This is a genomic window from Streptomyces sp. NPDC101237 (genome assembly GCF_044767465.1).
GTDB classification, from domain to species: domain Bacteria; phylum Actinomycetota; class Actinomycetes; order Streptomycetales; family Streptomycetaceae; genus Streptomyces; species Streptomyces gramineus.
Genome location: NZ_JBIWNY010000031.1, coordinates 24,383 through 51,012 on the forward strand (window position 1 = coordinate 24,383; position 26,630 = coordinate 51,012).

Here is a 26,630-nt window from a genome sequence, read left to right on the forward strand (position 1 = left end):
TTTCGCGGACAGGAGACCCTCGGATCAGGACACCGTCCTAGCACGTCCCGCGGACGATCCGCCCGCACGCGCCGGAAAGCCGCATTCCACTAATATTCACTTACCGCACGAGCTGCCGGAGCGTGGGTCATGGCCAAGCAGATCACCTGTCGCGGGATCCACGGGCAGCCGCCCTCCGAGGACGGCGGACCTGCCGAACGGGTGCTGGTCGACCGCGCCTGGCCCAACGGCGTACGACGGCGGGACGCACCCGTCGACACCTGGCTGCGGGACGTGGCGCCCTCCGCCGAACTGCAGCTCTGGTACGGCCACCATCCCCGCCGCTTCGGCGAGTTCCGCCGCCGCTACCTCGTCGAGCTGGGCGATCCCGCGCACCGTGGATCGCTCGCCCGGCTGCGGGACCTGGCCGGGAACCACAGCCTCACCCTGCTCACCTCGGCCCCGGACACGGACCGCAGCCACGCCGCGGTCCTCGCCGAGTGGCTCGCGGGCCAGGGAGATCCGCCCGCCGCCGGTCCCGGACGGCCCCGCGCCGCCCTTAACGACGTCAACGCCGCGGCGCTCGCCTTCGTCATGGGCACCGGCATCGTCTCCACCTGCCTGTACGCCGACGGCGCCCACGTCCTCTCGGCCACGCTGCTGTGGGTGGCCCTGGCCGGCTTCGCGGTGCTGGTGCCCGCCTACGGCCTGCGGCTGCTGCGCCACCGGCGGCGCTTCGTCGCGGATCTCGTCGGACCGCGCGCCTTCGCCTTCCTCACGGTGGCCATCTCGTGCTGGCGGCGCGTTTCGTCCTGGACGGCCGTCCCGTGGCGGCGGGAGCGTTCCTGGCGTTCGGCACGCTGGTGTGGCTGGTGCTGGACTACGGCGTTCCGCTGGCGCTCATCACGAGCACGCGGCGGGGTCCTGCGCTCGACCAGGTGAACGGCACCTGGTTCCTGTGGGCGGTGGCGTCGGAGTCGGTGGCGGTCGGGGCGGCGGCCCTGGCCCGGCTGGTGCCGGGCCAGGCGCTGCCGGTGCTGGCGGTGGTGTGCTGGGCCGTCGGGCTGGTGCAGTACCTGCTGACCGCCGGGATCGTGCTGGCCAGGCTGCTGGTCCGGCCGGTGCGGCCGGACGGGCTCATGACGTCGGTCTGGATCTTCATGGGAGCGGCGGCCATCGCCGTGCTCGCCGGAGCGCGGCTGGTCTCGCTCCCGCAGGGGAGCCTGCTGCTGTCGCGTCCGCTGGTCATCGGCTCGTCCGTCGTCCTGTGGTCGTTCTCCAGCTGGCTGATACCGCTCCTGCTGGCGCTGGGCGTCTGGCGGCACGTCGTGCGCCGCGTCCCGCTGCGCTACGAGCTGGGCTGGTGGAACCTCGTCTTCCCGGTCGGCATGTACGCGGTCACCACCCATGAGCTCGGACGCGTGACCGGAGCCTCCTGGATGACCGCGGCCGGCCGCTGGGAGATCCGGGTCGCCGCGGTGTTCTGGGCGGTCGTGTTCGCCGCCATGGCTGCCGCGGCCTGCGGCCGTGTCACCGGCGGACGACGTGCCGCAGCGAGTGCCAGGTGACCACCGCCCAGGCGGCGGCCAGCAGCGCGTACAGGACGACGGCGGTCCAGACGAACGGCTGCGAGCCGGTGCGGGCGGCGAGGGCGCTGGTGCCGGTGACGCAGGCGCCGAGCGGGAAGATGAAGGACCACCAGGTGGGTGCGAAGGGCAGGCCGCGCCGGATCTCGCGCACGGTCAGCGCGGTGGCGAGCGCCAGCCACAGCATGGCGAAGCCCCAGATCCCGATGCCGCCGAGGAGCGCGGCGACGGCCGTCCCGCGCGCGTACGGGGCGGGCAGGGCGCTCGGCGCCGCCGTGGCCAGCGCTCCCAGTGCCGTCACCGCCTGGTCCAGCGCCCCCACGCCGATCCACACGGTGGGCACCGTCGCTCCGCCCGGCGCGTCGTGGTGCACCAGACGGCTGTAGACCATGGCCAGGACCAGCAGGACCGCCACCAGTCCGAGCCCGAGCATCGCGTAGCAGCCCAGCAGCAGGGCCAGCCGCGCCTGTCCGGCCGGTGCGCGCGGGACCAGCAGCGCGCCCGTGGCGGCGGAGACCAGCGGCGGGACCACCGGCAGCAGCCAGCCGCCGAAGGCCGCGTCCGGGGTGAAACGGTGCCGCGTGACCATCAGGTACGGCACCGCGCAGGCGGTGACGAGCCCGAGGACCGTACCGGCGGACCACAGGATCCAGTCCACGTCCGCCGCCGCCCGCTCCCCGATCAGGCGCCGCCCGAGCAGCAGCGTCCCGGCCCCGACGGTGAGCAGCGCCATCGGCGGCGCGCCGAAGAACTGCGCCAGTACCGGGTCACCGGCGTGCACGCGCAGCATCCGCTGGCCGAGGTACCGGGCGCCCAGCACGATCAGCAGCAGCGCCGCCGCGGCCCACACAGCCGTTGCGGCCGTGTCGAGGCCCGGGAGGGTCCGCGGGAGGGTGGCGGCCGCCGCGGCGACGATCCCGGTGCCCATGACGGCCGCGAACCAGCTGGGGCCGAGCCGGCTCCGCCCCCTTCGTCGGACCGGGCCGCCCTGGGCCGGGATCGCTGGGCTGGTGCTCGAATGGGATGCCACGGCGTGCAGCGCCTTCTCTTCTCGTGTCGGACTGGCCGCCGTCCGGCAGGGGCCGCGGCGACCGGCCGGCAGGTCGTCGCACGCCCGGCAGCTCACGGGGCGCGGCGAGACCGTCGGCCCGTTGGCGCTCCCGAACCTATGGCGCGGCGGGCGGCCCGCCACAGTGCGGCACGTGCCACGACGCCCTCACTCCGGGACATGACTACGCTGGAGCGAATCCGTCCGGGCAGGAGGCGCACGCATGAAGGACAGGCCCTCGGGCAGGCAGCCGCTGCTGGTGACCGTGCTGGTCTTCCCGGGCGTACGCCTGCTCGACGTCACCGGCCCGATCGAGGTGTTCTCGTCGGCCAACGACTTCGGGGGCCGCTACCGCGTGCGCACGGTGTCCCCCGACGGCGCCGACGTGGTCACCTCGGCCGGCACCGGCCTGCGGGTCGACCTGTCCGCCGCGCAGGCGCACGACGTCAGCGACGTGGTCATCGTGCCCGGCGGTCCCGAGTGGCCCACCCTCGTCAAGGACGAGGCCCTGCTGGACACGGTGCGGACGCTCGACGCGCGGGGCCGCCGTACCGCGTCGATCTGCACCGGTGCCTTCCTGCTCGCCGCCGCCGGGCTGCTCGACGGACGCACGGCGACCACGCACTGGCGCTTCGCCGACCAGCTCGCCCTGCGCTATCCGCGGGTGACGGTGGCGGCCGACGCCCTGTTCGTGCGGGACGGCCACATCATGACGTCGGCGGGCGTCAGCTCGGGGATCGACCTGTCGCTCGCCCTGGTCGAGGAGCACTTCGGCGCCGACGTGGCCCGCTCCGTGGCCAAGGACATGGTCGTGTTCATGCAGCGGCCGGGAGGCCAGTCGCAGTTCAGCGTCCGTACCCGGACGCCGCGCGCACGGCAGGAGATGCTGCGCCGGGTCCTGGACGCGGTCGCCGAGGACCCGTCCGCCGACCACACCCTGGCGGCGATGGCGCGCCGGGCGGGTGTGAGTCCCCGTCATATGGCGCGGCTGTTCCACGACGAGATGACCACGACCCCGGCCCGCTACGTCGAACGGATCCGCATGGAGGCCGCGCAGGCGATGCTGGAGGAGGGCGACGACCCCATGGCGACGGTGGCCCGGCGGACCGGTTTCGGCTCGCCGGAGTCGCTGCGCAGGGCGTTCACCCGCAACCTCGGCGTCACGCCGGGCACCTACCGGGCCCGTTTCCGCACCACCGACGCCACCGCGGCCGTCGGCGTCTCGGACTCGGCGGACGTCAGGCGTCCGTGACGGTGCGTCCCGGCATCGGCTCGGCGAGCGCGGCGCGCCAGGCCGGCGTGCCGAAGGGGCCCGCGAAGTACTGGGTCTCGTGCACCACGTGCCGCCCTTCGAACTCCATGATGCTCACCGAGTACGACGGCACGCCGTCGTAGGTGATGACGCACTCGCTCACCCAGAGGTGCCCGTGCCCGGTGATCCGCTGGACGGTGAAGTGCCGGTCGGCCGGGTGCCCGCCGCGTTGTGCCGCGATCGTCTCGCGCCCGCGGAAGCGCTCGCCGGACTGCGGGTAGTCGAGGATCGCGTCCACGGCGTAGACCGCGTGCTCCGCCTCGACGTCGCCGCGTTCCGACGCCCGCCAGTGTTCTTCGATCGCGGCCCTGATCCGGGAATCGGCGTCCATGGCGCCACCCTAGGCACTCGGGGCGGCGGGCCGCGGGCGCGCCGCCGACGGGTCCGCCGTTCGGCCGGGCCGGACAGGAAAAAGGCCGGTCCGCACAGGCGGACCGGCCTTCCCGGTGGTGGGCGATACTGGGTTCGAACCAGTGACCTCTTCGGTGTGAACGAAGCGCTCTCCCACTGAGCTAATCGCCCAGGAACGCACCGAACAATACAGGGACCGGCGGGTTACGTTCAAACCGCTTGCAGGTGCCCGCGCAGTCCGCGCCGTCCCGACCGCATCATCAGCCGGTGGTTGGCGCGGAAGAACGGCCTTCCGGGGACGGCCAGTCGGCGCAGCAGCGGCTTGGTGACGTCGACGGCCTGGTCGTAGCGGGCCAGGGTGCCGGTGCCGTCGGCGGTGACCGTCCAGCGGGCCCAGCCCTCGATGTCGCCGCTCATCGCGATCTCCAGGAGCCCGGCAGCCGGGTCGCGGCGGGTCTCGCGTGCGGTGAACGTCATGTCGTACGGCAGAACCGAGCGGATGGTGATGATGCCGGTGGTGTCGTTCAGCCGGGCGACCGTGCGCACCTGGGGCCACCAGCGCGGGTACTCCTCCACCCGTTCCAGGGCTCGGTAGACGGCCGCGGTCCCGAAGGGCAGGGGCCACAGGCTGCGGAAGCGGTAGTGGGTCCAGTCCATGGGCGGAGTCTGCCCGGCGGGGGGATCCGAGTACGCCTGCTCATGCCGCTCGGCATGACCCGGACCACGCTCGGGAGGCGAGCGCCGTCCGCCCGCGCGCCGGCGCTCCCCTGTTCCGGCCGGCCGTCGCACCGGCCCGTCGCTCCGTCAGGTCCGTCCCGTCGGACGCGAGTCCGCCGTCGGTGTCCTCGGCGATCTCCGCGGCCCGGAAGTGAGCCGGGCTCAGATTGCCTGCCCGGACGGGAGACTTGAGGCCGGGGAGAATTCCTCGCTTGTCGTACTTCTGAAGAAAGGTGACGGCATTCTGGAAAAGTGGAGCGGGAGATTTCCGCGGGCGGCCCACCGCGCGCGTCGGGCCCTTCTCCGGGATCGATTGATATGTCCGGAAGTCCGTCTTGACCGCGATCTTGCGCTCTTCTTCTCGGAGAACCTGACGGTGTGACCGATCTCCGCGACACGCCCTCGACACGTCGCCCCGCGTAACGGAACGTCACCGTCCCCTCTCGGGGACCACCTCCGCTCCGCTCCCGGCTGCCGCGATGGCGAGCCGCACGTCCGGCGTGAATCGTTCCAAGCGCGGACCGTCGGGAGTGCGACCCGCTCGCGGACGGATCGATCCCGACCGTTCCGGGGCGGACGACGGAGGGACACCTCCGACCATTCCGCCGATTCGGGACCTGGCACGACACGGCCTCCGGGTGCCGGATCACGTCGGCCCGCCGGTCCGCGCAGATCGTCCGCGGCCTCGTCGGCGCCGGTCACCGCGGCGGTCGCGCCGTCGCCTCCCGGCGGGCGGCGCCGAGGCCCCGCGGCGCCTCGGAAACGACCGCGGCCCACCTGCTGTTTCGCAGGCGGGCCGTGGTTCCGGGTGGGCGATACTGGGTTCGAACCAGTGACCTCTTCGGTGTGAACGAAGCGCTCTCCCACTGAGCTAATCGCCCGGACGCAGGAAGAACATTACCCCATGTCAGGGGGTGCCCCCGACCAGCCGCCGGGGCCACCCCGGAGCCGTGGCCGACGGCCGCGTCACTCCTCGATCCGCCACGGCATCACTATGCCGAACCTGGAGAGGTAGACCCCGGCCAGGCCGGCCACGACCACGAGACCGATCACGGTCAGCGTGATGTTCCGGCGGCGCACCTTGGGGTCGAGAGCTTTCTGTGCCGCCTCGGTGACCTTGCGTTTCGTCCAGCGGAGCACCAGCTGGGCCCAGACGAACTCGGTCGCCCAGATCGCCATGCCGGCGAAGATGATCACCCAGCCCGGTCCGGGCAACGGCAGCAGCACGATGCCGACGACCACCACTGCCAGACCGAGCGCGAAGACCCCGACCTGCCAGCTCAGGTGCAGCACCCGGCGCGCCTTGACGAACTCGGGCGCCCGCGATCCCAGTCCCCGCTCGTCGCGTGCCGCCCCGTCCGGCCCCGTACCGTCCACCTGGCTCCCGTCCGAGGCCACGGCGACCTCGCCCGCTTCGTTACTCCCCGTATTCATACGACCAAACCCTACCTGAGCGATTCCGGTCACCGGAATGGTCGTAGATCACGCCGATCTTCTCGGCCGGAAGAGTTACGCAAACACACGCAAAACCCTCAGAGGGGTTTACAACGGCACCGTAGGTGGCATGTCGATTTCGCCGACGTGCGAATCCCCGAGCGCACACTGAGCGAAAGGCCCTGGCGCTTATGAACACCACGGTCAGCTGCGAGCTGCACCTGCGCCTCGTTGTGTCGAGCGAGTCATCCCTGCCTGTCCCCGCAGGCCTGCGGTACGACACGGCCGACCCCTACGCCGTGCACGCCACCTTCCACACCGGAGCCGAGGAGACCGTCGAGTGGGTGTTCGCCCGCGACCTCCTCGCCGAGGGGCTGCATCGCCCCACCGGCACCGGCGACGTCCGCGTCTGGCCGTCCCGCAGCCACGGTCAGGGCGTCGTGTGCATCGCCCTGAGCTCTCCGGAGGGCGAAGCACTGCTCGAAGCCCCGGCGCGGGCTCTGGAGTCCTTCCTGAAGCGCACTGACGCCGCCGTGCCGCCCGGCACGGAACACCGGCACTTCGATCTCGATCAGGAGCTCTCGCACATCCTCGCGGAGAGCTAGGGCTACGCCCCTCCAAGCCGCCCGGCGCCGTCCACTCGGGGAGACGGCTCGGGCCTAGACAACCGCATACGGCAGCACCGGTGCCGCCACCGTGTCAGGTCACGGGGGCGGCTCCGGTGTGTCCGCGTGTCCTGGGAACCACCGCCGAACGGTGCGCGTTCCACAGGAGGGCGACGAGTGGGACCGAGCACGGTGCGGTGGAGCCATATGTCGCTACGATCGGCCACCATCGGCGGGCGCCCGCCCGACCCTCAGGCCAGGGAGCGAAACGTGCTGATCACCCACGACACCCGGTGTTCCCTCGATGCCGTGGTGGATCTGGTGAACACCGCGCCGGAGGACGACACGGCGCCGGACGGGCTGCCCGACGTCGCGGCACTCCACCATTTCGTACGGAACCACGACATGAGCGGCGTGGGCGTGCTCTCCGAGTTCGATCTGTCGGCGGTGCGCCGGGTCCGCGGACGGTTCGCGGCGATCTTCGCCGCCCCGGACGCCCGGGCCGCCGCGGGAATGATCAACGAACTGGTCGCCGCCGCGGGCACCACCCCGCAGCTCACCGACCACGACGGTTACGACTGGCACGTGCACTACTTCGCGCCCGGTGCCTCGATGGCCGACCACCTCGCCGCCGACTGCGGGATGGCGCTCGCGTTCTTCGTCGTCGCCGGGGAGCAGGACCGGCTGCGGCGCTGCGAGGCCCCGGACTGCCGGCGCGCCTTCGTCGACCTCTCCCGCAACCGTTCGCGCCGCTACTGCGACAGCCGGACCTGCGGGAACCGGCTGCATGTCGCCGCCTACCGGGCCCGCCGCAAGGAGTCGGCGGGCTGACGCGTCCGCCCGCCGGCCGGAGGAAGCGTCGTCGCGGCCCGTCCGGCGGGCCGCCCTGGGTTCTTCGATGCCGACGCCTGTCCCGGCGGGTGGCGCCGGGACGGGCGGGTACGGCTCACAGCCACAGCAGGTCGTGCAGCGCAGCCATGAGGAGCAGACACCCGATCACCGCAAGGAAGATCATCAGCGGTGGCTGGGAAAGGGCGAAGAGGCACCCGCGCGGCTCGTCCTCGGGCGGCGCGGCCTCGCTCTGTTTCGTGTCCAGCATCTCGCGGCGATGATGACCCAGCGGGCGTCCGCCACGCGATCAACACGCCCGAAATGGGCGGGAGTTCGCCGAATTCCGTGATGTCCGGTTCGCTTCCGTCCGCCCGGTGAACGCTTCCGCGTGCGCCGGAGACCGACTGTGTCGTTTCAATGCCTCAGGTGATTGTCGTACGCATCCGCCGACGACCCGCCCGACCAGCGTCGGCCCGGCCCCCGCGGAGCGTCATATCCCGTGCTTCTTGAGGATGGCCTCGATGTCGCTGAAATCCTCGCCGGATCCGGTGCTCCGGGGCGCCGCGGCGGGCTTGGCCGCCGGGCGGGTGCTGCCGGAGCCCAGTGACGCGGCGGAGGCCGTGGGGGCGACGGCGTCCCGGCGCTCGCCGCGGGCGGCCGCCTTGCGCTCGGCACGCGTGGAGCCGCGCCGGCGCTCCACGGCCCGCGTGGAGGCGAACAGCAGCCAGGCCGCACCGAGCACTGCGAAGCCCGCCCAGGCGGTGGGGCTGAAGGCGGTGTCGGCGAGCCAGCCGACCACTCCCGTCATGACCAGGCCCACGGGCACGAGCGAGTAGGCGGCGATCCTGACGGCCGCCAGGTACCGCTTGCGGTAGGCGGTCACCACGGCGATGCCCAGGCCTGCGGCGGACGCGGCGGAACAGACTGTCTCGGCGATCATCCGGTCCTCCTGGCGGGCTCGGGCGGGCGGGGCGGCGGACGCACGCTGCGTCGCGCCCCCTCCATCGTGCACCGCCCGACCCCTCGCGATCCATGCCCGGGCCCGACAATCAGGGGCATCTCGGGGTCCTCTCCGGGTCGCCTCCACCCCAGGCACGAGCGCTGATCACAGCGCGCCACCGGCCGCCGCCCACCGTCACGATTGGGTCGAGGGAGGCTTGCCTGGAAGACTGGTCGCCATGAACGACTCCCCCGCGCGCCCCGACGCCCCGGTCCTCGACGTCTGGTGCGAACTCCAGTGTCCCGACTGCCGCGACGCCCTGGACGACCTTCGCGCCCTGCGTGCCCGGTACGGCGACCGGCTGGAGCTGCGGCTGCGGCACTTCCCGCTGGAGAAGCACAAGCACGCCTTCGCCGCCGCGCAGGCCGCCGAGGAGGCCCAGGAGCAGGGCAAGGGCTGGGAGTACGTCGAGGCGGTCCTCGGCCGGGTCGGGGAGCTGGACCGCGCAGGCGAGCCGTTCCTGGTCGAGGTCGCCCGTGAACTGGGTCTGGACGCCGAGGAGTTCGACACCGCGCTGGTCGACGGCCGGCACATCCTGATCGTCGACGCCGACCAGGCCGAGGGCCAGGCCATCGGCGTGACCGGCACCCCGACCTACGTCATCGGCGGTGAACGCCTCGACGGCGGCAAGAGCCAGGAGGGCCTGCGCGAGCGGGTGACGGAGATCGCGGACCGGTTGCTGGCCGCCGGGGAGTGAACCCCGGGCCGATCCCCGACCCGACCCCCGTCCGCGCCCGCCACGCCCGCCACGCCCGCCACGGAGCGGCTTCCCGCACCGGTGGCTCAGAGCAGGTTCTTGTACAGGTGATGGGTGACCGTCTCGTAGCCGAGGGACTCGTAGAGCCGCTCGGCCGGGGTGTTGCCCGCGAAGACGTTCAGCAGGACGGCGGGATGGCCGGCCTCGATGCCCTGCGCCTCCGCGAGGAGCATCAGGGTGCGGCCGTGGCCCCTGCCCCGGTGACGCGCGTCGGTCTCGACCTTGAAGACGAAGGCCTCCCCCTCCCGGATGCCCGTCCACAGCGAGCCGACCGGGATCCCGTCGTGCTCCAGGACGCTGAGGACCATGTCCGGGGTGGCCAGGCCCTCGGGCAGCGCGGCCCCGGTGTCCCGCAGCGCCTTCGCCCTGGCCGCCGCCTCGGGCACCCCGCGCTCCGTCCAGCTCCGCGCGTAGTCCTCACGGTGCGCTTCCCGCCAGGGCCCGAACTCCGCCGGCGTCATGGGCCGCCCCCGGCTGCCCGCCGGCAGAGCGGGCGGGGTGTCGCCGAGCGCCTTCCGCAGGTGCCGGTTGCGGAGCTGGTACCCGAGGACGGCGGCCGCCCTCAGGGCCACCTCCGCCTCGACGGGCACCGACACCTCGATGCGGGTACACCCCCAGCCGCGCAGCACCTCCTCCGCGGCGAGCGCGGCGACCGTGCCCCGGCCGCGCCGCCGGTCCGGTTCCTCGACGCGCAGGTCCAGGATCCGGCCCACCGGGTCCTCGGGATCCGGGCTCATGGCGAGGTGGACCGTACCGACGGGACGGCTGTTCACACATACCTGGTACCGGCGCGATCGCGCCCCGTCGGCACCGTGCTGGAGCGGCTCGGCCGGCCGCAGGGTGGTGGTCATCAGAGGTGTTCTACCCGTCGCGGACTCCCGCGTCAGCTCATTAAGGCGCCGCACGTCACGCATCGCGGCGCCGCACGCCGCTCATCAAGGCGCCGCACGTCGCCGGAGCGGGCCGCCGACGTCGCCCGCGCGGGCCGCTCGCGTCACCGGAGCGGCCCGCTCATGTCACCGGAGCGGGAAGCTCACGGATCCAGGTCGTGCCCGGCCCGCTCGTCGAAGATCCGCATCGCCTTGGCGGTGACCGGGCCCGGTGCGCCGGGGAGTCCGCGGTCGTCGACCCGGTGCACGGCCTGGACGTCACGCAGGGTGGAGGTGAGGAACACCTCGTCGGCCCGCTCCAGGACGTCCAGCGGCAGGTCGGTCTCCTTCGCGCCGGTCCACTCGACGGCCAGGGCCCGGGTGATGCCGTCCAGGCAGCCGGAGGCGAGCGGCGGGGTGTGGATCTCGCCGTCCAGGACGACGAAGACGTTGGAGCCGGTGCCCTCGCAGAGCCGGTCGACGGTGTTGCCGAACAGCGCCTCGGATGCGCCGTGTTGGTGCGCGCGGGCCAGGGCGACCACGTTCTCGGCGTACGAGGTGGTCTTCAGGCCGGTGACCGCGCCCCGCTCGTTGCGCGTCCACGGGACCGTGATGACGGCGGTGGTGTCGGGACGGCGGCCGCTCTCCGCGACGGCGACCACGAGGGTCGGTCCGCGGTCGCCGCGGTCGGAGCCGAGCGGGCCGTGGCCGCCGGTGTAGGTGATGCGCAGCCGTCCCAGCGGCATCGGATTGGCCGCCAGCACCGCCTCGCAGGCCCGGCGCACCTCGTCGTGGTCCGGGTCGGGCAGGCCGAGGCCGCGGGCCGAGCGGCTCAGCCGGTCGAGGTGCCGGGTGAGCGCGAAGGGCCGGCCCTCGGTCGCCTTCACCGTCTCGAAGACGCCGTCGCCGACAGTCAGCCCGTGGTCGAACACGGAGACGCGTGCCGCCTCGGCTTCCCGCAGCCCGCCGTCCAGCCAGATCTTCACCGGAGATCCCCTTCGTTCAGGTGGTACGCACCCGACGCTACCGCGAGCAGCCGGGCGGCCTTCAGCTCGGTCTCCCGCCACTCCCCCTCGGGGTCGGACCCCCAGGTGATCCCGGCGCCGGTCCCGAACCGCAGCTCGCCCGCGTCCCGGTCGATCCAGAAGGTGCGGATGCCCACGGCCAGCTCGCCGACGCCCCGGTCCGCGTCGACCCAGCCGATGCCGCCGCAGTACGGCCCGCGCGGCGCGGTCTCCAGCTCCTCGATGATCCGCAGGGCGCTCGACTTCGGCGCGCCGGTGACGGATCCGGGCGGGAAGCCCGCAGCCAGCAGCTCCGCCCACCCCGCGTCCGCCGACAGCTCGCCCCGGACCGTGGAGACCAGATGGACGAGGCCGGGATGCTTCTCCACCACGCACAGGTCGGGGACGGTCACCGAGCCGGCGGCGCAGACCCGCCCGATGTCGTTGCGGACCAGGTCGACGATCATCACGTTCTCGGCGTAGTCCTTCTCCAGGAGATCCGCCTCGGTGCGTCCGGTGCCCTTGATCGGCCCGCTCTCCACGGTCCGTCCCGTCCGGCGCAGGAACAGCTCGGGCGACGCGGTCGCCGTCTCCACGCCCCGGCCGGGCAGCCGTATCGTTCCTGCGTACGGCGCCGGGTTGCCGCGGGCCAGCAGCGCGGTCAGGGCGTCGACGTCCGCGTCCGGGGCGACCGGCGCGGAGAGCACGCGGCAGAGGTTGGCCTGGTACACGTCTCCGGCCGCGATGTGCGCTCGGATCCGGCGCACCGCGCTCGTGTACGCGGCGCGGTCGAGGGAGGACGTCCAGTCACCGAGGGCCGGGCCGCGCCACCGCCCCGGCACCGGAGCGGGCACCGCTTCCTCCCGTACGTCGCCGAACCGGGCGCAGGTGAGCCGGCCCTCGAAGTCGGCGCACACCGCCCAGAAACCGCTGCTGTCCAGCGCCGCCGGATCGCTGGTGACGTCGAGGAGGCCGGTGGCGACACGGGCGCCGAACCGGGCGAGAGGAGGGTGATGGAGCACGTCGTCGAGTCTATGGCGGGTGTCCTGGGGATGACCCGGGCATGTCGTCAAGGGGGTCCTGACCACGCGGTCCGCCGGGTCAGGCGCAGCACGCTGCGCAAACGCGTTTTTGTGCTGGCCCCGGAATCCGCTAGAGTTCAACACGTCGCCGGGCCGCGAGAGCGGACCGAAACGACAGGCGGACGTAGCTCAGTTGGTAGAGCGCAACCTTGCCAAGGTTGAGGTCGCGAGTTCGAGCCTCGTCGTCCGCTCGAAGGAATGAGGGGTCTACCCGATCCCCTACACTCCTGGTGGAGTGGCCGAGAGGCGAGGCAACGGCCTGCAAAGCCGTCTACACGGGTTCAAATCCCGTCTCCACCTCCAAGGACGATTAGCTCAGCGGGAGAGCGCTTCCCTGACACGGAAGAGGTCACTGGTTCAATCCCAGTATCGTCCACTGGATCTTGGCCGCGAGGCCCTGTATCCGTCCCGCGCGATTAGCTCAGCGGGAGAGCGCTTCCCTGACACGGAAGAGGTCACTGGTTCAATCCCAGTATCGCGCACGCAGTGCCCGTGATCTTCGGATCGCGGTCCCGAGGACGATTAGCTCAGCGGGAGAGCGCTTCCCTGACACGGAAGAGGTCACTGGTTCAATCCCAGTATCGTCCACACCGCTCCAAGAAGCCCCCGGCCGTTCCCATGGCCGGGGGCTTCTTCGTGGTCTCAGCTGGAGAAGAGCATGTGGGCCCAGCTCTTGTGACCGTGATGACCGCCGTGGTGACCGCCGTGGCCGCCGTAGTGACCGCCGTGATGCTGCTGCGGGGCGCCCCAGGCCGGTGCCGGCGGCGCCGGGTAGGCCTGCGGGGCCGGCGGGACCGGCTTCGCCCACTGGGCCTCCATCTGGGTCAGCGCCTCCAGCTCGCCGTAGTCGAGGAAGATGCCACGGCAGCCGCTGCACTGCTCGATCTGGACGCCGTTGCGGTTGTAGGTGTGCATCGGCGCACGGCACTTCGGACACTGCATGGTCGGCTCAACTCCTCGCCGGTGAAAACTGCTTCACGTTCTCCCAGGACAGACTCCGTCCGACCCCGGTCGGTTGCACCTTACTTCGGGAATTCGAGGGCCAACCGGGCGGACGCCGGGGTCATTCCGGGGCCATACGGGCACAAGCGTCGATCAGGGACCGCTCGACCTCGTCCAGGGCGCGGTCCGCGGCGAGCGCCTTCGTCAGGTAGCGGGCCGCGGTCTGCACGGTGAGGGCGCGTGCCGGCACGTCCAGGGCCGGCCACGGATCGCCGTCCCCGGGTACGGCCGGGCCGCCGGCCGCGCGGTAGGCGCCCAGGAAGCGGGTCCAGTCGTCGGGCGGGAGCAGGCCGCAGGCGTACCAGGAGGCGGGGCGGGCCAGGTCCCAGGCGGGGACGCCGACGCCGAGGTCGTCGACGTCGATGAGCCGCCAGGGGCCGTCCGGCGCCGGATGCCGGACCAGCTGGCCGAGGTGCAGATCGCCGTGGCAGAGGGTGCGGGCGCCGGGCATCGGGGCCTCGCCGCGCGCCCAGGCCGGCAGCGCCGACCAGGCCCGCAGGACGGGCACGGCGGCGGGATGTCCGGGCGAGGCGGCGAGCGCCCCGCGAAGACGGGCGACCGCGTGCGCGGCCTTGGCCGGACCGCGCGTCACGGGCGTGCCGGGCAGCGCCGGAGTGCGGTGCAGACGGGCGAGGAGGGTGGCGGCGGCCTCCCAGGGGGCGGCGTCCGGGGCGTCGGGGTCCACCGGACGGCCGTACGGCCAGAGGGTGACCGGGCGGGTGCCGAGCACGGTCGCCGGGGTGGCCGTGAGCGGGGCGAGGAAGAGGTCGGGCAGACGGGCGGCGATGGCCAGGCGGCCGGCCAGGTCGGCGGGGTCGGTGCCGGGGGCGTGGGCCTTGGCGACGGTCTCCGCGTGGCGCAGGACCGTGGTGTCGGGGCGGTCGGCGAGGGTGGTGGTGCCGCAGGCGCAGCGGGCCGCGCCCGGATGGGCGGCAGCTCTGACCTCGGCGGTCAGCTGAGGCAGTACGTCTGCGGTCATGGGGTCCCCCGGACGGTGCGGCTGTGCTGCGGTGAGGGTACGCGGGCGCGGTGCGCCCGGGTCCGCGTGCGGCCGGGTCGCCGCTCCCAGGCGGTGCGCGGGGCCGGTACAGGGCGGCGGGTGCCGGGGAAAAGCAATGCCGGCGCAGCTCCCCAGCTGCGCCGGCATTTGTGCCGTCCGCCGCACCCCCGTCCCCACGGGGTTTCATGGGTGGATGTCCCCGCCCGGACCGCTCTTCCGGGCCTGGGGTCGCCGCTCAGCGCCCCAGCATCACTCCCACGGACGACGCCTGTGTGGCCACCGTCTCCCAGCCGTCGAAGACGAGCAGGAGCAGGGCCGCCAGGGGAAGGGCCATCAGCGTCGCCACCAGGGGGTGGCGGCGGCCCTGCCGGCGGGGGCGGGTGGTGCGTGTCCGCTGTGCCGCAAGAGCCATGGTCCCTCTCCTGACCGTTCAGTTGTCGTGGGCAGCGGCGGGTGTCTGACCTCGGGGGACGAGTGCTGCACCCGCCGCTTGACCTCAAATCTAGGGGCCCGGCGCCCCGCGGACGTCATGCCCTCGTACCGAATCACTGGCCTCCGAGAGGATGAGCCGTGACCTGCGCTCTACTCCCCTGGGTGGAGACGAGTCCTACGCCTCGTCCCGGGCCTCGGGGTCTTCCCTGAGGGGGTGCCCGGTCCCTCCCGTTTTTTCCGAGCCGTCCTCGCGGGGCACGGGCTGCTCGACCAGGGCCAGCACCCGGGTCGCCATGAAACGGGCCGTACGGACGACGCTGCCGTTTCGCGTGACTTCGCTCACTTCCACCACCCCTCGCCGTACCGCCGTCTCGACCCGGCGGCCCGCCCTGGCGGCCACCACCTCGTACGTGCGGGTCGTGTCACCGGCGTCCACCACTATCTCCACCCGATCACCCTTCACAGCCTCAATCCCCCTTCTGTGACGGCTTGTTGGAGCGGACATGCAGTCAAAGGCCCCCATTACGGCGCCTTCCTGACCACTCCTCAAGTCTCCCACCCGGCACTGACAATCCGTGGGGCCGAGAGGGCGCGGCCTCTGCGCGCGGGCGGCCGTGGAAACGTAAGCTGTGCCACGTCACACGGACCGGGCAGCGGGGATGAACATGGCGATGATGCGCCTGAGGCGCGAGGACCCGCGCGTCGTCGGCTCGTTCAGGCTTCACCGGAGGCTCGGCGCCGGCGGCATGGGCGTGGTCTACCTGGGCTCCGACAAGAAGGGGCAGCGCGTCGCGCTGAAGGTCATCCGGCCCGACCTGGCGGAGGACCAGGAGTTCCGGTCGCGCTTCGCCCGTGAGGTCTCGGCGGCCCGGCGGATCCGGGGCGGCTGCACGGCCCGGCTGGTCGCCGCGGACCTGGAGGCCGAGCGGCCGTGGTTCGCCACCCAGTACGTTCCCGGGCCCTCGCTGCACGACAAGGTCGCCGACGACGGCCCGCTGATCGCGGCGGACGCGGCGGCGGTCGGGGCGGCGCTGTCCGAGGGCCTGGTCGCCGTCCACGAGGCGGGGGTCGTCCACCGGGATCTCAAGCCGTCCAACATCCTGCTGTCCCCGAAGGGGCCGCGGATCATCGACTTCGGCATCGCCTGGGCCACCGGCGCCTCCACCCTCACGCACGTCGGTACGGCCGTGGGCTCCCCCGGGTTCCTCGCGCCCGAGCAGGTGCGCGGGGCGGCCGTCACCCCGGCCACGGACGTCTTCTCGCTGGGTGCGACGCTGGCGTACGCGTCGACCGGCGACTCGCCCTTCGGGCACGGCAGTTCCGAGGTGATGCTCTACCGCGTGGTGCACGAGGAGCCGCACCTGCACGGGGTCCCGGACGCGCTGGCCCCGCTGGTGCGGGCCTGCCTCGCGAAGGACCCGGAGGAACGGCCGAGCACACTGCAGCTGTCGCTCCGGCTGAAGGAGATCGCCGCCCGTGAGGCGCAGGGGCTGCCGGACGTACGGCCGCCGGCGCCGCGGTCCGGGGAGGCGGACCGGCCCACCGGGCGGCTCGCGGAGACCTACCCGGAGTCGCAGCGCTTCCAGCGGCGCCCGCCGCACTCCTCGCCGGGGACGCCGGTACGGGGCAACGCGCCTTCGCGCGGCGGCAGCGGTCCCCGGCCGAACGGCGGTACGCCGTCCCGTCCGGGCCGCTCGCGTCCCACGCCCGCTTCGCGCGGCAACGGCAGCAGGCCGGGCGGCACCGGCGCGAACCGGTCCGGGCCGCGCAGCGGCACCGGCCGTCCGGGGCCGCGTCCCACGGGCGCCGGACGGCGTCCGGCCAACCCCCGGCTGCTGCGTCAGCGGCTGTTCGTGTTCGTCGTGGTGACGCTGCTGGTGGCGCTGGGAATCGCGCTGGCCCAGGGCTGTTCCGGTCCCGCGCACTCCATGGGCGTACCCGGCGGGACCGTCTCCGCGAAGCCGGCCGCCGCCAGGGAGTAGTGCGGGTCGGGAAGCCTAGTCCCGCGGGCGGCCGGCGGTCACCGCGTAGAAGGCGACCGCCGCCGCCGCGCCGACGTTGAGGGAGTCGACGCCGTGGGACATCGGGATGCGGACCCATTCGTCGGCGGCGACCAGGGCCTGGGTGGAGAGGCCGTCGCCCTCCGCGCCGAGCATCAGCGCCACCCGGTCCATGCGGTGCGGCGCGGCCTCGTCGAGGCTGCGGGCCTTCTCGTCCGGGGTGAGGGCGAGCAGCGTGAACCCGGCCTCGCGGACCGAGTCGAGCCCCTTGGGCCAGGTGTCGAGACGGGCGTACGGCACGGAGAAGACCGCCCCCATCGAGACCTTCACGCTGCGGCGGTAGAGGGGGTCGGCGCAGTCCGGGGAGAGCAGCACCGCGTCCATGCCGAGGGCCGCCGCCGAACGGAAGATCGCGCCGATGTTGGTGTGGTCGTTGACCGACTCCATGACGACGACCCGGCGGGTGGTGCGCAGCAGTTCGGCCGCCGTCGGCAGCGGCTTGCGCTGCATGGAGGCGAGCGCGCCGCGGTGCACGTGGTAGCCGGTGACCCGCTCGGCCAGCTCCGGGCTGACCGCGTAGACGGGGGCCGGGAGTTCGTCGATGACGTCGCGCATGACGTCGACCCACTTGGCCGAGAGGAGCATCGAACGCATCTCGTAGCCCGCGTCCTTCGCCCTGCGGATGACTTTCTCGCCCTCCGCGATGAACAGGCCCTCCGCCGGTTCGCGCTTGCGGCGCAACTCGACGTCGGTCAGGCCCGTGTAGTCACGCAGGCGCGGGTCGTCGGGATCCTCGACGGTGATGAGATCGGCCACAGGGTGATACTGCCTTGTCCTGGGTGCGGTGCCAACGGGCTGGGACGGGTTGTGTTACCCGGGGTTACGCAGGGGTCCGTCCGGCGGACGGGAGCAGGCCGACGTTCACGACCTCGCCGACGACGATGACGGCCGGGGGCTTCACGTCCTGCGTGCGGACCACCTCCGCCACCGTGGCCAGGGTCGCGTCGACGCGGCGCTGGGCCGCGGTGGTGCCCTCCTGGACCAGCGCGACCGGGGTGTCGGGGGACTTGCCGTGGGCCACCAGGGTCTCGGCGATCCTGCCTATCTTGTCGACGCCCATCAGGATCACCAGGGTCCCGGTGAGCTTCGCGAGGGACGGCCAGTCGACGAGCGAGCGCGCGTCGTCCGGTGCGACATGGCCGCTGACCACGGTGAACTCGTGCGCGACGCCGCGGTGCGTGACCGGGATGCCGGCCGCGCTCGGGACCGAGATCGAGCTGGAGATGCCGGGCACGACCGTGCAGGGGATGCCGGCCTCGGCGAGCGCCTGGACCTCCTCCATGCCCCGGCCGAAGACGTAGGGGTCGCCGCCCTTGAGCCGTACGACCGACCTGCCCTGCCTGGCGTGCTCGATCAGGGCGTTGTTGATGGCCTCCTGGGCCATGTAACGGCCGTACGGGATCTTCGCCGCGTCGATCACCTCGACGTGCGGCGGGAGTTCGGCGAGCAGGTCGCGCGGGCCGAGCCGGTCGGCGATCACCACGTCGGCCTCGGCGAGCAGGCGGCGGCCGCGGACCGTGATCAGGTCGGGGTCGCCGGGGCCGCCGCCGACCAGGGCGACGCCCGCGGTGCGGGTGCGGTGGTGCGGGGCGACGAGGGTGCCGTCGCGCAGCCCCTCGACGACCGCGTCCCGGACGGCGGCGGTGTGGCGGGGGTCGCGGCCCCGCGCGTCGGTGGTGAGCACGGCGACCGTGACGCCCTCGCTGTGGCCGGTGGCCGGGGTCCAGGCGGTGGCACGGTCCGCGTCGTCGGAGCGGACGCACCAGACGCGGTGCCGTTCGGCTTCGGCGGAGGCGGCGGTGTTGGCGTCGGCGTCGTCGGTGGCGACGAGGGCGTACCAGGCGTCGGCGAGGTCGCCGTCCCGGTAGGGCCGCCTGGCCCAGGTGATCTCACCGGCGTCGGCCATCGCCTCGACGGAGGGGGTGGCCTCGGGCGAGACGAGGGTGATGTCGGCGCCGGCCGCGATGAGCGCGGGGAGCCGGCGCTGGGCGACCTGACCGGCGCCGAGCACGACCACCTTGCGGCCGGTGAGGCGGAGGCCTACGGGGTAGGCGGGGTGTTCGGCCATGCGGGTGCGACTCCCTGGTGTGGCGGCGATGCGATGCCCTGACGTGCAGATTTTACGGGCCGGGCGGATACGGCGGGACGGCGCCCGGAGCCCGGCGGCGACGAGTGGTGCCCGGAGCCCGGCGGGCCACGATGCCCGGAGTCCGGAGTCCGGAGTCCGGCGGGCCACGGAGCCCGGCGACCCACGGAGCCCGGAGCCCGGAGCCCGGCGGGCCACGGTGTCCGGAGTCCGGAGCCCGGCGGCCCACGGAGCCCGGAGCCCGGCGGCCCACGATGCCCGGAGCCGGGCGGAGTGGCCGGGAACGGGCGCCCGGCCCATGACGGCACCCGGCCCGTACCGACACCCCGGCCCGTACCGATGCCCCGGCCCGTACCGGCAGCCGTCCGGTCCGCCGCGCGGAACGTCCGCGTCCGGCCCGGACACCCCGTCCGCCCGTGGGCGGCACGCGGGGTCCGTCCCGGCAGGACCGGCCCGCCGCGCGGAATGCCGCGCGGGCGAAAGCCGGGACCGGCCGCGCGATGCGCCCGCACGGACCGGTCGGTCCCGGTCCGCACGGTGCTCCCGTGCTGCCTCTCGGTCCCGCGTGGGCTACTTCTCGGTCACGCCCGCCGAGTCGAACGTGGCCACCTCGTGCATGGCCCGCGCCGTGCTCTGCACCAACGGCAGGGCCAGCAGCGCGCCCGTGCCCTCGCCGAGGCGCAGGTCGAGGTCGACCAGCGGGCGCAGGCCCAGCTTGTTGAGGGCGGCGACGTGGCCGGGCTCCGCGCTGCGGTGGCCGGCGATGCACGCGGCCAGGACCTCGGGGGCGATCGCGCGGGCCACCAGGGCGGCGGCACCGGCGCTGACGCCGTCCAGGATCACCGGGGTGCGCAGGGACGCGCCGCCGAGCAGCAGGCCCACCATCGCGGCGTGTTCGAAGCCGCCGATCGCGGCGAGGACGCCGATGGGGTCGGCCGGGTCCGGCTGGTGGAGGTCGAGGGCGCGCCGGACGACCTCGGTCTTGCGGGCCAGCGTCTCGTCGTTGATGCCGGTGCCGCGGCCGGTGACCTCGGCGGGGTCGGCGCCGGTGTAGACGGAGATGAGCGCGGCGGACGCCGTGGTGTTGGCGATGCCCATCTCGCCGGTGAGCAGCGCCTTGTTGCCGGCGGCCACCAGGTCGCGGGCGGTCTCGATGCCGACCTCGATGGCCTGCTTGGCCTCCTCGCGGGTCATCGCGGGGCCGGTCGTCATGTCGGAGGTGCCCGCGCGGACCTTGCGGGGCAGCAGGCCGGGCGTGGCCGGGAGCTCGGAGGCGACGCCGACGTCCACCACGCACACCTCGGCGCCCACCTGGGAGGCGAACGCGTTGCAGACCGCTCCCCCGCCGAGGAAGTTGGCCACCATCTGGGCGGTGACCTCCTGCGGCCAGGGGGTGACGCCCTGGGCGTGCACGCCGTGGTCACCGGCGAAGATGGCGACGGCCGCGGGCTCCGGGATCGGCGGCGGGCACTGCCGGGACAGGCCGGACAGCTGAGCGGAGATGATCTCCAGCATGCCGAGCGCACCGGCCGGCTTGGTCATCCGCTTCTGCCGTTCCCAGGCCTCGCCGAGCGCCTTGGCGTCCAGCGGGCGGATCCCGGCGACGGTCTCGGCGAGCAGGTCGTGCGGGTCCTCGCCGGGCAGCGCGCGGCGGCCGTAGGTCTCCTCGTGCACCACCCAGGACAGCGGGCGCCGCTTGGACCAGCCGGCCTGCATCAGCTCGGGCTCGTCCGGGAACTCGTCGACGTACCCGACGCACAGGTAGGCGATGACCTCCAGGTGCTCGGGCAGGCCGAGCGCGCGGACCATCTCGCGCTCGTCGAAGAAGCTGACCCAGCCGACGCCGAGGCCCTCCGCGCGGGCGGCGAGCCAGAGGTTCTCGACGGCGAGGGCCGCGGAGTAGGGCGCCATCTGCGGCTGGGTGTGCCGGCCGAGGGTGTGGCGACCGCCGCGGGTGGGGTCGGCGGTGACGACGATGTTGACCGGGGTGTCGAGGATGGCCTCGATCTTCAGTTCCTTGAACTGCTTCGCGCGGCCCTTGGGGAGCGACTTGGCGTAGGCGTCGCGCTGGCGCATGGCCAGTTCGTGCATGGAGCGGCGGGTGTCCGCCGAGCGGATCACCACGAAGTCCCACGGCTGGGAGTGGCCGACGGAGGGCGCGGTGTGGGCCGCCTCCAGGACGCGCAGCAGCACCTCGTGCGGGATGGGATCGCCGCGGAAGCCGTTGCGGATGTCCCGGCGTTCGCGCATGACCTTGAGCACGGCCTCGCGCTCGGCGTCGTCGTAGGCGGGCGCGGCCGGGCCGGTGGACCGTGGTGCCTCTGCCACGGGGGCCGTGCTCTCCTCCTGGTCGGCGGCCCTGGTCTCCAGGTCCTCCGCGTGCTGTACGACGTCGAGGCGGGGCTCCGCCTGCGCGCCGGGCTCGGCCTCGCGCGGGGCGGGCACGGTGGCGGCCTGTTCCGGCGCGTTCTCGCCCATGTCCTGGGCGGGCAGCACGAGCGGGTGCGGCGGGGTCGGGGCGAGGTGCGGGGTGGTCGGGACCTGGCCGTCGACGGCGACGAACTCGCCCAGGGGCCGGTCCTGCGCGGGTGGCGCGGGGGCTTCCGCGGCCGCGGGCTCCTGGGGCTCCGAGGTCTCCTCCGGAAGGGCCTCGGGGGCCGCGTCCTGGATCTGGGGACCGGCGGGCGGCTGGACGGGCAGCGGCTCGGGCGCTTCGGGGGCGACGGCGGGCTCGGCCTGCGGTACGACGGCCGCGGCCTGGAACCCCGCCGCGGCCACGGTCTCCGCCGTGGGCTGCTCGGTCGCGGGGGCGGCGAGGGGCTGCGGCGTCTCGGCGGCGGCCTCGGCGGCGGGCGCCTCGGCGATCTCCTCGGCGGGGTGCGCCGGGACGGCCGGCGGGACCGGAAGGGGCTCGGGCAGGACCGTCTCGGGCGCCGGGAACGGCTCGGGCGCGACGGGCGCCGCGGCCTGCTCGGGGCCGGCGGGTTCCGGGGCCTCGGGTTCGGGTGCGACCGGCGGCGCGGGCGGGACGGGCAGGGGCTGCGCGGGCTCGGCGGCGGCGGCCGGTTCGACGGTCACCGCGTCCGTGGGCGGGCCCGCGGGCTCGGCCGCCGCGTCGGGCGCCGGCACGGCACCGGGCGCGGGCGCCGTGTCCTGCCGGGCCGTGGGTCGCGGGGCTTCCTGGACCTGCGGGACGGGCACGGGCCGCGGGGCGTCCGGAACCTGCGGGACCAGCGGGATCTGCGGGACGAGCCCGGCGTGCGGGGCTTCCGCGACCGGCGGTGCGGGCTCCGGCAGCGGGGTCTGGACACCGTCCGGCGCGGCGGCACCCCAGGGCGCCGCGGGGACGGCCGCCGGCATCGCGGCTCCCGCCTCGGAAGCCTGGGCCACGCCCTCGGGGCCGTATGCGCTCTCGGGCCAGACCCCGGGACCGGCGGGCGCCTGCTGCTCCGCGGTGACGGCGGTGCCGCCCGCCGCCAGGTGTCCGGGGGCGGCGGCCGGGGCGGCCGCGACGGCCACGGGCTCCGGGGCGGCCACGGCCTCGGGTGCCGGGACGGCCGGAACAACCGTTTCGGCAGCCGGGGCCTGTGCGGCCACCTGTGCCACCGGCGCCACCTGCTGGGCGGCCGGGTGCGGGACCGCCTGCGGCGCGCCCCAGGGCGCGGCGGGCTGCGGCGCGGCCTCGCCCATGGGCTGGGCGTCGAGGTATTCGGGTCCGGGCACCGCCAGGCCGGGCTGGCGGGCCGCCGGTGCGCCGGCCGGGCCGCGGTCGGCGAGGGAGCGGACCGGGCTGGCGGAGGCGTCGGGGATCGGCGGGCCGAGGTGCAGCGGGCGGCGCGGGGCCGGTGCGGTGGCCGGGTCGTGCGGCACCGAGAGGATCGGGGACGCCGGCACCGAGTTGGGCAGCCGGACGGCGCTCAGGTCGACCGAGCCGCTGTCCCGGCCGTCCGTCTCGTGCGGGCCGGGCTCGTGGACGGTCTCGACGACCGGCTCCGGGGGCGGCGGCGGGACTTCATTGCCCCAGGCACCCTGTGCGCCGGGGAGCAGCAGGTCTTCGTCCTCGGCGGGCGACTCGGAGAGGTAGGTGTACGCGCCGTGGGCGGGAACGCCCGGCTGCTCCACCATGCCTGCGCTCTCCGGCAGTCCCTCGCCCGGGACCTGGCCGGTGTCCGTCATGCGTACCCCTCGCCCATCGGTTAGTGCCTTCTACGACCAGCTCGCTCGGGGCGGCGCACCGACCGCCCCGCAGTGAAGAACGAGCGTGCGTGCCCAGCGGCACGAACGACCCGCCGGAAAAGGCGACAAAGCCATTCAGTGGCATTGTCCCGGCCGTTCGACCGTCGCGGCAGCGTGATCCGCGACAGCCCGCTGTGGACTGCGCCACGTTGCGCGTCCCCGGTTCTGCCGTACCACACCCGCCCCAAAAGGAGCGCGTTTCCCGGATATTGACGAACGAATTTCCGGGCCACCGGTGCGGTGCAGCGATCGGCCAGCCTACCGCGCGCAATATGACAACAGGATCACGGGGCACGGTCGGGCAGCACGCCGCTGAGCAGGAACGCGACGTTCCGCTCGGTCTCCGTCCAGGCCTTGGTGTCGAGTTCCACGGACTGCAGGAGGGCGCATTCGACCTGATATCCGTGCTCGGTCAGGTCACGTCCGATGAGTTCGGCCGCGTCCCGGGTGGCGGCGTGCGCCACGATGCGCTGCGGACGCCGGTCGGCGACCGCGCCGACCACGGCCGCGCCGCCGCCGCCGACCCGTACGACGTCGGGTTCGGGCAGGTTCTCCAGGACGTGCGGCGCGTCGCCGTGCACGATCTGGAGCTGGACCCCGAACCCGCGGGCGGCCGCGTCGCTGCGCACGCAGGCCGCGAGGTCCCGGTCGACGGCGATGACGGCGGCACCGGCGCGGGCCGCGTCGGTGGCGAACGCCCCGCTGCCGCAGCCGATGTCCCAGACGAGGTCTCCCACCCGCGGGCCGAGCCGGGCGAGTTGGGCGGCCCGCAGCAGGTCCGTCTCCCCTTCGCCGAGCACGGCTCCCTCGCCGTAGGCCGCGTCGGGCTGCACCCAGCCGCGCGGACCGGCCGCCGGGTCCCGGCCGGCGATCCAGCCGCCGCCCTCGCCCGCCGGCACCGGAGCGGACGAGCCGCCGACGACGATGACGACGTTGGGGTCGCGCCAGCTGTGGTCGGCGGCCTTGTCGGAGGTGACGACGCTCACCTGCTCGCGGTCGGTGCCCAGTTCCTCGCAGATGACGAAGGTGCGGTGGACGCCCTCCATCAGCAGGCCGAGTTCGGCGGGACCGGCGCCGGGCGAGGTGAGGACCGCGACCTTGGTGTGGGCGCGGCACACGTTCACCGCGCGGCGCAGGGTGCGCCGGTGTGCGACGACCACCTGCGCGTCGTCCCAGGCCATGCCGGCGCGGGCGAACGCGGCCGCCACCGAGGACACCGCGGGGACGACCTCGACCTCCAGCCCGAACTCCGGTGCGCGCAGGGTCCGTACGACACCGAAGAAGGCGGGGTCGCCGTCGGCGAGCACCACCGCGGTGCCGCGGTGGCTGGCGATGCGGCGGGCCGCGAGGCCCACGCTGCCGAGGCGGACGCGTTCGGCGGTCTCTGGCACGTCGGGAAGGGCAAGATGGTGGGCCGCGCCCGCGACGAGCGTGGCGGCGCCGAGCGCCCCCCGTCCCGCGGCGGTCAGCGGCGAGCCGTCCCAGCCGATCACCGTGACCCGGTCGGCCATCGTCGTCAGTCTCCAGGGATGTCGCAGGTCGTCAGGGGCGGGGGCCCGTGGCCGGGCTCCGTGAGGGTACCTGGTGGAGTTGGCGGGCGGATGACGGGGCGGGCCCCGCCGTCGTCAGTTCCAGGAGGTGAAGCCGTCGTCGCCGCCGAGATCCCCGCCGGCGCCCTCCAGATCCTCCGGGAGCAGACTCCACACGATGTAGTCGGTCCGCAGGTCCGCCCAGGTGCCGTCCTCGGTGCGGACGTGCACTATGCAGGCGTTGCGCAGCACGCCCTCGCTGATGCAGCCGATCTTCTGCGCCACCTGCTGGGCGGCGGTGTTGTCGGCGGCGGTGCGCAGCTCCATGCGCTCGAACTTCTGGTCGCCGAAGAACCACTGCGCGGTGGCGAGCGCGGCCTCGGAGGCGTAGCCCTCGCCGCGTGCCCAGGGCGCGACGATGTACGACAACTCGGCGGACCGGATGCGCCAGTCGGCCTTGGCCAGCCGGATGACGCCGACCAGGCGCTGGGTGAGGAACTCGGTGACCGCGAGGTCCAGGCCGCGGCCGGCGAGCCGTTCGGCCGGGGCGTGGTCGGTGATCCAGCGCCGGGCGCTGTCCTCGCCGTACGGCTGCGGGACGCCGGTCCAGACCCCCACCTGCTCGTCGTTCATCATGTCGGCCAGTGCGGGCACGTCGTCCTCGTCGAGGGCACGCAGCACCAACCGCTCCGTGCTGATGGAGATGTTGGGGAAGGTGCTAGTCATGCGCCACTCCGTAACCTTCGGAAATCCTGCAGGGCGTGCGAACTGCCCAGCATGCAGCATGAAACCACTGAACGGGACGACGGGCCCCACCCGCGGTGAGCGAGTGGGGCCCGTGCGTGGCGATACGCCGTATACGTGCCGTCGGAAAGTGCCTCAGAAGGAAGGGATGACCGAGCCCTGGTACTTGTCCTCGATGAACTTCTTGACCTCGGGCGAGGTGAGGAGCTTGGCGAGCTTCTTCACCCGCGGGTCCTTCTCGTTGCCCTTCTTCACGGCGAGGAAGTTGCCGTACGGGCTGTTCTTCGCGGACTCCAGGACGAGGGCGTCCTTGGCGGGCTTGATGCCGGCCGAGATGGCGTAGTTGCCGTTGATGACGGCGGCGTCGACGTCGTCCAGGGAGCGCGCGGTCTGGGCCGCCTCGACCTCCTTGAACTTCAGGTTCTTCGGGTTCTTGGCGATGTCCTGCGGGGTCGCCTCGGTGCCGGCGCCGTCCTTCAGGGTGATGAGCCCGTTGGCGGCCAGCAGCTTGAGGGCACGCGCCTCGTTCACCGCGTCGTTCGGGACGGCCACGGTCGCCCCGCTCTTCAGCGCGTCGGCGCTCTTCACCTTGTGGGAGTAGAGGCCGAGCGGCTCCAGGTGCACCGTGACGACGGGCACGATGTGGGTGCCGCGCTTCTTGTTGAAGTCGTCCAGGTACGGCTGGTTCTGGAAGTAGTTGGCGTCCACCGAACCGTCCTCGGTCGCCGTGTTCGGCACGATGTAGTCCTGGAACTCCTTCACCTCCAGGTCGAGTCCGGCCTTCTTCGCCAGGTTGTCCTTGACGAAGTTCAGGATCTCGGCGTGCGGGGTGGGGCTCGCGGCGACGACGAGCGGCCCGCTGTAGTCGGCGGCGGCGGAGTCCTTGTCCGAGCCGCAGGCGGTGAGCCCGAGGGCGAGCGTTCCGGCGGCGAGGACGGCGGCGGTGAGTTTGGCGGTGTTACGCAC

Annotated in this window: 24 protein-coding genes, 7 tRNA genes and 1 pseudogene; 11 read left to right on the top strand and 21 right to left on the bottom strand. The window is 73.6% G+C overall.

Annotated features, from left to right (window positions below):
* The first annotated feature begins 129 nt into the window (after positions 1-129).
* Positions 130-1,547: pseudogene (locus ACIRQ9_RS34275) on the top strand (DUF488 family protein).
* Here the strand turns inward: ACIRQ9_RS34275 and ACIRQ9_RS34280 are convergent.
* Complete coding sequence (locus ACIRQ9_RS34280) at positions 1,510-2,595, bottom strand: C4-dicarboxylate ABC transporter (RefSeq protein ID WP_404182566.1); 1,086 nt, start codon at positions 2,593-2,595, stop codon at positions 1,510-1,512. The pseudogene ACIRQ9_RS34275 and the gene ACIRQ9_RS34280 sit on opposite strands and share 38 nt — an antisense overlap.
* A gap of 241 nt (positions 2,596-2,836) precedes the next feature.
* Between ACIRQ9_RS34280 and ACIRQ9_RS34285 the strand changes: the two genes are divergently transcribed.
* Positions 2,837-3,865 (top strand): GlxA family transcriptional regulator, encoded by a 1,029-nt coding sequence (locus ACIRQ9_RS34285; RefSeq protein ID WP_404182569.1) that lies wholly within the window; start codon positions 2,837-2,839, stop codon positions 3,863-3,865.
* Here ACIRQ9_RS34285 and ACIRQ9_RS34290 read toward each other — a convergent pair.
* The 5 genes from ACIRQ9_RS34290 to ACIRQ9_RS34310 all read right to left on the bottom strand — a co-directional run bounded on the left by ACIRQ9_RS34290 (position 3,852) and on the right by ACIRQ9_RS34310 (position 6,427).
* On the bottom strand, positions 3,852-4,256 hold the full coding sequence (locus ACIRQ9_RS34290; RefSeq protein ID WP_404182572.1) for a nuclear transport factor 2 family protein: 405 nt from the start codon (positions 4,254-4,256) through the stop codon (positions 3,852-3,854). The genes ACIRQ9_RS34285 and ACIRQ9_RS34290 overlap by 14 nt on opposite strands.
* A gap of 116 nt (positions 4,257-4,372) precedes the next feature.
* A tRNA-Val gene (locus ACIRQ9_RS34295) sits at positions 4,373-4,447 on the bottom strand.
* 39 nt (positions 4,448-4,486) lie between these two features.
* Complete coding sequence (locus ACIRQ9_RS34300) at positions 4,487-4,933, bottom strand: SRPBCC family protein (protein ID WP_404182575.1); 447 nt, start codon at positions 4,931-4,933, stop codon at positions 4,487-4,489.
* A gap of 869 nt (positions 4,934-5,802) precedes the next feature.
* A tRNA-Val gene (locus ACIRQ9_RS34305) sits at positions 5,803-5,874 on the bottom strand.
* 85 nt (positions 5,875-5,959) lie between these two features.
* Positions 5,960-6,427 (bottom strand): TIGR02611 family protein, encoded by a 468-nt coding sequence (locus ACIRQ9_RS34310; RefSeq protein ID WP_404182578.1) that lies wholly within the window; start codon positions 6,425-6,427, stop codon positions 5,960-5,962.
* 191 nt (positions 6,428-6,618) lie between these two features.
* Between ACIRQ9_RS34310 and ACIRQ9_RS34315 the strand changes: the two genes are divergently transcribed.
* Entirely contained in the window at positions 6,619-7,032 is a 414-nt protein-coding gene (locus tag ACIRQ9_RS34315; protein WP_004002642.1) for an SsgA family sporulation/cell division regulator, read from the top strand.
* Between the two features lie 270 nt (positions 7,033-7,302).
* Positions 7,303-7,863, top strand: a complete 561-nt coding sequence (locus ACIRQ9_RS34320; RefSeq protein ID WP_404182581.1) for a CGNR zinc finger domain-containing protein — start codon at positions 7,303-7,305, stop codon at positions 7,861-7,863.
* 115 nt (positions 7,864-7,978) lie between these two features.
* Here the strand turns inward: ACIRQ9_RS34320 and ACIRQ9_RS34325 are convergent, their stop codons facing one another.
* Together ACIRQ9_RS34325 and ACIRQ9_RS34330 are read right to left on the bottom strand one after the other, a co-directional pair.
* A complete protein-coding gene (locus ACIRQ9_RS34325) occupies positions 7,979-8,131 on the bottom strand; it encodes a hypothetical protein (RefSeq protein ID WP_404182584.1) in 153 nt (50 codons plus the stop codon).
* A 222-nt stretch (positions 8,132-8,353) separates the two neighbouring features.
* Complete coding sequence (locus ACIRQ9_RS34330; protein WP_404182587.1) at positions 8,354-8,803, bottom strand: hypothetical protein; 450 nt, start codon at positions 8,801-8,803, stop codon at positions 8,354-8,356.
* A gap of 238 nt (positions 8,804-9,041) precedes the next feature.
* Between ACIRQ9_RS34330 and ACIRQ9_RS34335 the strand changes: the two genes are divergently transcribed.
* Positions 9,042-9,560, top strand: coding sequence for a DsbA family protein (locus ACIRQ9_RS34335; protein WP_404182590.1), 519 nt, complete (start codon positions 9,042-9,044; stop codon positions 9,558-9,560).
* A gap of 86 nt (positions 9,561-9,646) precedes the next feature.
* Here ACIRQ9_RS34335 and ACIRQ9_RS34340 read toward each other — a convergent pair whose 3' ends face one another.
* The 3 genes from ACIRQ9_RS34340 to ACIRQ9_RS34350 form a co-directional block, all read right to left on the bottom strand.
* Complete coding sequence (locus ACIRQ9_RS34340) at positions 9,647-10,471, bottom strand: GNAT family N-acetyltransferase (RefSeq protein WP_404182593.1); 825 nt, start codon at positions 10,469-10,471, stop codon at positions 9,647-9,649.
* Positions 10,472-10,653: 182 nt separating this feature from the next.
* Complete coding sequence (locus ACIRQ9_RS34345; protein WP_404182596.1) at positions 10,654-11,475, bottom strand: aminotransferase class IV; 822 nt, start codon at positions 11,473-11,475, stop codon at positions 10,654-10,656.
* Positions 11,472-12,515 (bottom strand): chorismate-binding protein, encoded by a 1,044-nt coding sequence (locus ACIRQ9_RS34350; RefSeq protein ID WP_404182599.1) that lies wholly within the window; start codon positions 12,513-12,515, stop codon positions 11,472-11,474. The genes ACIRQ9_RS34345 and ACIRQ9_RS34350 overlap by 4 nt, the downstream gene beginning before the upstream one ends.
* 178 nt (positions 12,516-12,693) lie before the next feature.
* Between ACIRQ9_RS34350 and ACIRQ9_RS34355 the strand changes: the two genes are divergently transcribed.
* The 5 genes from ACIRQ9_RS34355 to ACIRQ9_RS34375 all read left to right on the top strand — a co-directional run bounded on the left by ACIRQ9_RS34355 (position 12,694) and on the right by ACIRQ9_RS34375 (position 13,163).
* Positions 12,694-12,766, top strand: a tRNA-Gly gene (locus ACIRQ9_RS34355).
* A gap of 38 nt (positions 12,767-12,804) precedes the next feature.
* Positions 12,805-12,878, top strand: a tRNA-Cys gene (locus ACIRQ9_RS34360).
* Between the two features lies 1 nt (position 12,879).
* A tRNA-Val gene (locus ACIRQ9_RS34365) sits at positions 12,880-12,951 on the top strand.
* Between the two features lie 34 nt (positions 12,952-12,985).
* Positions 12,986-13,057: transfer RNA gene (locus tag ACIRQ9_RS34370), tRNA-Val, on the top strand.
* A gap of 34 nt (positions 13,058-13,091) precedes the next feature.
* Positions 13,092-13,163: transfer RNA gene (locus ACIRQ9_RS34375), tRNA-Val, on the top strand.
* A gap of 54 nt (positions 13,164-13,217) precedes the next feature.
* On the opposite strand, the gene ACIRQ9_RS34380 is transcribed toward ACIRQ9_RS34375, so the two are convergent.
* From ACIRQ9_RS34380 to ACIRQ9_RS34395, 4 genes are all read right to left on the bottom strand, one after another.
* On the bottom strand, positions 13,218-13,517 hold the full coding sequence (locus ACIRQ9_RS34380; RefSeq protein ID WP_404182601.1) for a zf-TFIIB domain-containing protein: 300 nt from the start codon (positions 13,515-13,517) through the stop codon (positions 13,218-13,220).
* Positions 13,518-13,638: 121 nt separating this feature from the next.
* The gene (locus ACIRQ9_RS34385; RefSeq protein ID WP_404182604.1) at positions 13,639-14,556 is read right to left on the bottom strand and encodes a phosphotransferase family protein; all 918 of its coding nucleotides are present in this window, start codon (positions 14,554-14,556) and stop codon (positions 13,639-13,641) included.
* A 256-nt stretch (positions 14,557-14,812) separates the two neighbouring features.
* Entirely contained in the window at positions 14,813-14,989 is a 177-nt protein-coding gene (locus ACIRQ9_RS34390; RefSeq protein WP_351320232.1) for a hypothetical protein, read from the bottom strand.
* A 195-nt stretch (positions 14,990-15,184) separates the two neighbouring features.
* On the bottom strand, positions 15,185-15,472 hold the full coding sequence (locus ACIRQ9_RS34395; protein ID WP_404182607.1) for a hypothetical protein: 288 nt from the start codon (positions 15,470-15,472) through the stop codon (positions 15,185-15,187).
* Between the two features lie 196 nt (positions 15,473-15,668).
* Here ACIRQ9_RS34395 and ACIRQ9_RS34400 point away from each other — a divergent pair, with 196 nt between their 5' ends.
* Positions 15,669-16,991 carry a protein kinase gene (locus tag ACIRQ9_RS34400; protein ID WP_404182610.1) on the top strand — a complete coding sequence of 441 codons (1,323 nt, stop codon included), beginning with the start codon at positions 15,669-15,671 and terminating at the stop codon, positions 16,989-16,991.
* 15 nt (positions 16,992-17,006) lie between these two features.
* Here ACIRQ9_RS34400 and ACIRQ9_RS34405 read toward each other — a convergent pair whose 3' ends face one another.
* The 6 genes from ACIRQ9_RS34405 to ACIRQ9_RS34430 form a co-directional block, all read right to left on the bottom strand.
* On the bottom strand, positions 17,007-17,825 hold the full coding sequence (locus tag ACIRQ9_RS34405) for a TrmH family RNA methyltransferase (RefSeq protein WP_404182613.1): 819 nt from the start codon (positions 17,823-17,825) through the stop codon (positions 17,007-17,009).
* 64 nt (positions 17,826-17,889) lie between these two features.
* Entirely contained in the window at positions 17,890-19,137 is a 1,248-nt protein-coding gene (cobA, locus tag ACIRQ9_RS34410) for a uroporphyrinogen-III C-methyltransferase (protein WP_404182616.1), read from the bottom strand.
* Between the two features lie 588 nt (positions 19,138-19,725).
* Positions 19,726-23,331, bottom strand: coding sequence for a nicotinate-nucleotide--dimethylbenzimidazole phosphoribosyltransferase (gene cobT / locus ACIRQ9_RS34415; protein ID WP_404182619.1), 3,606 nt, complete (start codon positions 23,329-23,331; stop codon positions 19,726-19,728).
* A 344-nt stretch (positions 23,332-23,675) separates the two neighbouring features.
* Positions 23,676-24,902, bottom strand: coding sequence for a precorrin-6y C5,15-methyltransferase (decarboxylating) subunit CbiE (cbiE, locus tag ACIRQ9_RS34420; protein ID WP_404182622.1), 1,227 nt, complete (start codon positions 24,900-24,902; stop codon positions 23,676-23,678).
* 114 nt (positions 24,903-25,016) lie between these two features.
* Positions 25,017-25,646, bottom strand: a complete 630-nt coding sequence (locus ACIRQ9_RS34425; RefSeq protein ID WP_404182625.1) for a GNAT family N-acetyltransferase — start codon at positions 25,644-25,646, stop codon at positions 25,017-25,019.
* A 153-nt stretch (positions 25,647-25,799) separates the two neighbouring features.
* Positions 25,800-26,630: a MetQ/NlpA family ABC transporter substrate-binding protein gene (locus ACIRQ9_RS34430; protein ID WP_404182628.1), complete on the bottom strand. Its 831-nt coding sequence runs from the start codon at positions 26,628-26,630 to the stop codon at positions 25,800-25,802.